This window comes from Actinomadura logoneensis (assembly GCF_003428695.1).
GTDB classification, from domain to species: Bacteria; Actinomycetota; Actinomycetes; order Streptosporangiales; family Streptosporangiaceae; genus Spirillospora; species Spirillospora logoneensis.
This window is the reverse complement of sequence record NZ_QURH01000035.1, coordinates 1-5,203: the sequence shown is the minus strand read 5'-3', so window position 1 is coordinate 5,203 and position 5,203 is coordinate 1. Positions and strand designations below refer to the sequence as shown.

General features: G+C 74.2%; 5 protein-coding genes. 1 reads left to right on the top strand and 4 read right to left on the bottom strand.

What is annotated here, in order from left to right:
* Positions 1–201: 201 nt before the first annotated feature.
* The 3 genes from ygfZ to DZF91_RS01955 form a co-directional block, all read right to left on the bottom strand.
* Positions 202–1,200: a CAF17-like 4Fe-4S cluster assembly/insertion protein YgfZ gene (gene ygfZ / locus DZF91_RS01965; RefSeq protein WP_117355805.1), complete on the bottom strand. Its 999-nt coding sequence runs from the start codon at positions 1,198–1,200 to the stop codon at positions 202–204.
* 250 nt (positions 1,201–1,450) lie between these two features.
* A complete protein-coding gene (locus tag DZF91_RS01960) occupies positions 1,451–1,867 on the bottom strand; it encodes a Fur family transcriptional regulator (protein ID WP_117355804.1) in 417 nt (138 codons plus the stop codon).
* 364 nt (positions 1,868–2,231) lie between these two features.
* Positions 2,232–2,732 (bottom strand): FABP family protein, encoded by a 501-nt coding sequence (locus tag DZF91_RS01955; protein WP_117355803.1) that lies wholly within the window; start codon positions 2,730–2,732, stop codon positions 2,232–2,234.
* Positions 2,733–3,063: 331 nt separating this feature from the next.
* Here DZF91_RS01955 and DZF91_RS01950 point away from each other — a divergent pair, with 331 nt between their 5' ends.
* Positions 3,064–3,426 (top strand): DsrE family protein, encoded by a 363-nt coding sequence (locus DZF91_RS01950; RefSeq protein ID WP_117355802.1) that lies wholly within the window; start codon positions 3,064–3,066, stop codon positions 3,424–3,426.
* Between the two features lie 111 nt (positions 3,427–3,537).
* Here DZF91_RS01950 and DZF91_RS01945 read toward each other — a convergent pair whose 3' ends face one another.
* A complete protein-coding gene (locus DZF91_RS01945; RefSeq protein WP_117355801.1) occupies positions 3,538–4,971 on the bottom strand; it encodes a purple acid phosphatase family protein in 1,434 nt (477 codons plus the stop codon).
* Between the last annotated feature and the right edge of the window lie 232 nt (positions 4,972–5,203).

Sequence of the window (5,203 nt, the reverse complement as noted above, 5' to 3'; positions counted from 1 at the left end):
CGGCGGGGGCTGCTGCGGTGGGGGCTCGGCGGCGCCGGCGACCCAGCGGTCGCCGTGCTCGGCCGGGCGGCGCGGCGGGTCCTCGTGAGCGGTCACGCGGCCCCACCTCCTCCGGAGGCGGCGGCCCCTCGGACGGCCGCCCCTCCCGCGAGAACGATTCTGCCCCTATGGCCCGCGTTCTACGCGCTTTTCGCGACTTCGCTACCGACGGTCGGCGGCCGTACGGCGCAGGTCGATCTTGGCGTTCGCGCCGGTGTCCGGCGGCACGACCACCTCCTGCGACGCGGCGACGCCTCCGGCCAGCAGTTCGATGTCCACCGGGGTGTTCCGCTTGACCAGCGCGAGCCCGATCGGGCCCAGCTCGTGGTGGCGGGCCGCCGACCCGACGAAGCCGACCTGGCGACCGCCGGGGATCTCCACCGGGTCGCCGTGCGCGGGGAGGCGGTCGACGCTGCCGTCCAGGTGCAGGAAGACCAGGCGGCGCGGCGGGCGGCCGAGGTTCTCGACCCGCGCGACCGTCTCCTGGCCCCGGTAGCAGCCCTTGTTCAGGTGGACGGCCGTGCCGATCACGCCGATCTCGTGCGGGATCGTCCGGTGGTCGGTGTCGAGGCCGAAGCGCGGGGCGTGCGCGGCGATCCGCAGCGCCTCGTAGGCCCACAGGCCCGCCGGGGACGGCTCGTCCGCGCCCGGCTCCGCGCCCAGCTCGTCGCGCGGGACGATCCGGGTGGTCAGACCCGCGACGTCCGGGAAGGAGGGGACGGCACCGGACGCGTCGCCGCCGGTCACCACGGCGTACCGGTCGGAGACGTCCTCCACCTCGACGCGCAGGAAGAACCGCATCCGGTCGAGGAAGTCGGCGAGCGCGGGCGCGGTGCCGGGCTCGACGTGGATCCAGACGGTCTCACCGTCGTCCACCAGGTGCAGGTGGTGCTCGATGTGGCCGTTGGCCGTCAGCAGCAGCGCCTGCGTGGCGACGCCGGGCTCCAGCGACTCCAGGTGCTGGCTGAGCAGGCTGTGCAGCCAGGACAGCCGGTCCGGGCCGGAGACGCGCAGGACGCCGCGGTTGCTCCGGTCCACGAACGCCTTGCCGGCCTCCAGCAGCCGTTGTTCGCGGACGGGGTCCCCGTAGTGAGCGGCGATCTCCTGGTCGGGGGCGTCGGCGGCGACGGCCCCGTGCAGCTTCAGCAGCGGGCTCTCCATGCCGCCCAGACTATGCGCCGCACGGCTCATCCGCCCCGCCCGTCCCCGCCCGACGCCCCCCAGTCCCGGGGGCAGGGGGATCAAGCCCGATGGGAGCCCGAGCGGCCCGCCAGATCAAACGGCGCGGCGGGTCAAGCGGCGCGGCGGGTCAGGCGGCGCGGCAGGTCAAGCGGCGCGGCAGGTCAGGCGGCGCGGTAGGTCAGGCGGCTCCACTGGCCAGGGGGCGCGGCAGATCCAGCGGCGCGGCGGGTCAGGCGGCTCGGCAGTCTTTGCAGCGGCCGTAGACGGTGAGGTGCTGGACGTCGGTCTCGAAGCCGTAGTCGCGGTCGAGGCCGGCGGCGAGGCTCGCCGCGGCGTCCAGGGGAACGTCGTTCACCCGGCCGCAGTCGCGGCAGACCAGGTGGATGTGCTCGGCCTCGGCGGCGAGGTGGTAGTTCGGTGGGCCGTGGCCGAGATGCGCGTGCTTGACGAGGCCGAGCTCCTCCAGCAGCTCCAGCGTCCGGTAGACGGTGGAGATGTTCACGCCCCCGGCGGTGCGCTGCACCTCGGTGCAGATCTCCTCGGGGGTCCCGTGCTCCAGCCTGGTGACGGCCTCCAGCACGAGCTGCCGCTGCGGAGTGACCCGGTAGCCCTTCGCCCGCAGCTCCTCCTGCCACGTCTCGGCCATGCCCGCATCCTATGTCCCACGTGGCGGAACCGCCGCAGAAGACGGACCGAAAAAGCGTTTGCCTCCCTGCCCCCGGCTCGCATAGCTTGGCGGCACGCGCGAAAGGAGGTGGTCCAAGAAATGATTCATTCTGGGACTCGCGAGGTGACTGTCCGCTAGTCGCCGTCCTGCCGCGGCGCCGTCGTCCAGCACGGCGGTGGCCGATCACCGGACGGTGATCGGCGAATACCAGGCAGTTACCCGGCCCCCGGACCGACGTACCAGTCCTGTACGTCCTCCGCCATCCCGGTGGAGAAGGTCCGGGGGTCGTTCATATCCAGGGACGGCCCGGGGGCCGTCCCTTCCGCTTTCCCGCCCCGGTCGGCTAGTCGGCCTTCTTCAGCTGCGCCGACAGGTGCGCCTGCAGCGGCTGCCCCATCGCGGCCATCTCGTAGACCCAGCCGAGGTCGCGGACGCCGTTCTTCTCCGGCATCAGGCCGTAGAGCCGCTTGCCCGCCTTGACCTCCTTGGCGCTGTCGGTGCGGGCGATCACGTCGGTGACCATCTCGATCTGGTGGAAGGCGATGGTGCCGAGGTAGATCTCGATGATCCCGGTCGGGTGCGCGAGGGTCACCTCGACCCGGTTGCCCGGCTGCGGCCGCCAGTAGCCCGTCTCGGTCGCCAGCGGGCGGCCGACCGTGCCGTCCGGCTCGATCAGCCAGCTGCGGCTGGAGTAGATCAGGAACGGCTTGCCGTTGTGGCTGAACGAGATCTCCTGGCCGAAGTTGAACGCCTCGATCGTCGGATAGTCGCCGACCCCGGCGCCCTTCCAGGTGCCCAGGAGGAATTCCAGCGGTTTGAGGTCGTCGTGCAGCTCAGGCTCCATGCCCGGAAGGCTACCGGCTGACGGCCGTCCGCTCGCCTCGACGCGGCACGGCTGCCGGAGTCCCGGCGGCAGGCGGGCGAGGGCGCGGCAGCACGCGCGGAGAGACGGCGGGGCACGCGCGGAGAGACGGCGGCAGCCGCTGACGGACCGCGCGGGCGGTCCGGCGGGTCAGCGCAGGCGGAACAGCCTGATCACCAGCAGCAGCGCGGCGACCGCCAGCCCGGCGCACGCCAGTACCAGCACGCCCGCGTTCACCAGTCCGCCCATGGCGCCCACCCTAACCGCGGGGAGGTCGCGGGGCGGCACGCCGCGCCCGGCTACAGTGCCCCGTATGGCGCGTTCATTGGTGATCAAGGCGACGGCGGGCGCGGACGGCCCGGAGCGGGTGAACCAGGCGTTCACCGTCGCGGCGGCGGCGGTCGCCAGCGGCCTGCCGGTCTCGCTGTGGCTGACCGGTGAGTCCGCCTGGTACGCGCTGCCCGGCCGGGCCGCCGAGCTGCGACTGCCGCTCGCCACGCCGCTGGACGAACTGCTCCAGGTCGTCCTGGCGGGAGGCCGGGTGACGCTCTGCACCCAGTGCGCCGGACGCCGTGACATCGGCCCCGACGACGTGATCCCCGGCATCCGCATCGCGGGCGCGCCGACCTTCGTCGAGGAGATCACCGCGGACGGCGTCCAGGCCCTCGTCTACTGACCCCGGCCCCGAGCGGCCAGCCCATGCCTGCCCGGCCCGCTCCCGAACGTCCAGGCTCCGGCTTCCTCCTCGGGCGTCCGGGTCCTCGCCGTCCTCGGGCGGTCCGCGCCGTCAGGGTGAGCCCAGGCCGGACAGGTCGCGGTGGACGACGCTGTTGCGGTCCGCGACCCGGTCGCCGAACGACAGCCGAGGCCACATCCCGGCGAGCTCCTGCCTGCTGCGCTCGCTCCACTCGCGGGCGAGCGGCGCGCGCGTCTTGTAGAAGTTCAGCGCGTATCCGCCCGAGTGGACGCGCAGCAGCGTGAACCCGCCCGGGTACTCCTTCGCCGCGGCCACCTCCTGCTGGACGACCCGGGGCGCGAGCGGGAACACCGAGCGCCGGTTCCGGTGCGTGTGGCCCGCGTGGTGCAGCAGGACGCCCGGCGTCCGCGCGTAGGCGGCGAGGATCCGCAGCGACTGGCCCGCGTCGAGCGAGTGCGTCCCGGTGACGGCGAGCGGGTCGTTCTCGGTGAAGAGCGGGTGGTGGCCGAACACGAGCGTCGGACGGTCCGGGTCGCGGCGCAGCTCGTCCTGGAACCAGGCGAACTGCTCGCGGCCGAGCCCGCCTGCGTCGCCGCCGTTCCCGGGCTTGTCGTAGGTGTCGAGGCCGATGATCCGCAGGCCGTGCAGGTCGTGGGTGAAGTACGTGGGGCGGCCCTGGAAGAACGCGTCGCCGAAGCAGTCGTTCCCCTGCCACCGGCCCGGCGTGCAGGACGAGCCGTCGTGGGCGCGGTCGTGGTTGCCCCGGGTGACCAGGTAGTCGGTGCCGTGGCGGCCGAACCGGTCGAGCAACCCCTTGGCGCGGGCGAGGTCGCCGGGCGCGGCCTCGGCGCTGACGTCCCCGGCGGCGAGCAGGTGCGCCGCGCCGCGCGCCCTGGCGTCGTCCACCAGCGCGGTCGCCATGATCTCCGGGTACGGGGGGTGGCCGGGCACCTGGGAGACGCCCTTGATCCACGGCAGCCCGCCGACCAGGCCCGCGACGGTCTCGCCGAGGTGCAGGTCGTTGCAGAGGGCGACCGCGAACAGGAACCGGCCGGGCGGCGGCTGCGGGGTCGTGAACGCGAAGATCCCGTCGCCGCGCGGCGTCCCGGCGGCGGGCCCGCCGGTGAGCGGCGTCGCGGACGCGGCACGGCCGCGTGACAGCGCCCGGTAGTAATAGGTGCGGCCCGGTTCGAGGCCGCGCAGCTCGACGTGGTGGTACGGCGTCCCGGACGGTCCGTGCGCGACCCGGGTCAGCCGGGCGGGATGCGTCCCGTAGCGGACCTCGGCGTGGGCGGCGGCGGGCTTCATCCGGCCCAGCCCGTCGTCCGTGCCCGGAACGCCGGTGTACCAGGTCAGGACGGCACTGGTCTCGGTGAGGGTCACCAGTTCCAGGTTCACCGGCGCGACGGCGGTGGACGCGCGCACCCGCGCCGTGGCGGCCTCCGCCGCCGGGACGAGCGTGAACCCGGCCGCGACCGCGCTCAGCCGCAGCAGCTCGCGGCGGTTCACCACGCAGCAGATCATGACCGCACTGTGGCAGCGCCCCGCAAACCCCACCAGACCCAAACGGAACCGGCCGCCCCCGCGAGCGGGGACGGCCGGAACGCACGAGCCGAGACGGGCCGGGGCCGCACGGAGCCGGAGCCGGGGCCGGTCAGCCGGACGGAGCCGGACGGCGGGCCGGGACGGCCGGTGGGCGGGCGCCGGTCAGGCGGGCGCCGGGCCGGAGGCCCCGAGGACCGCCGCGAGGCGCTCC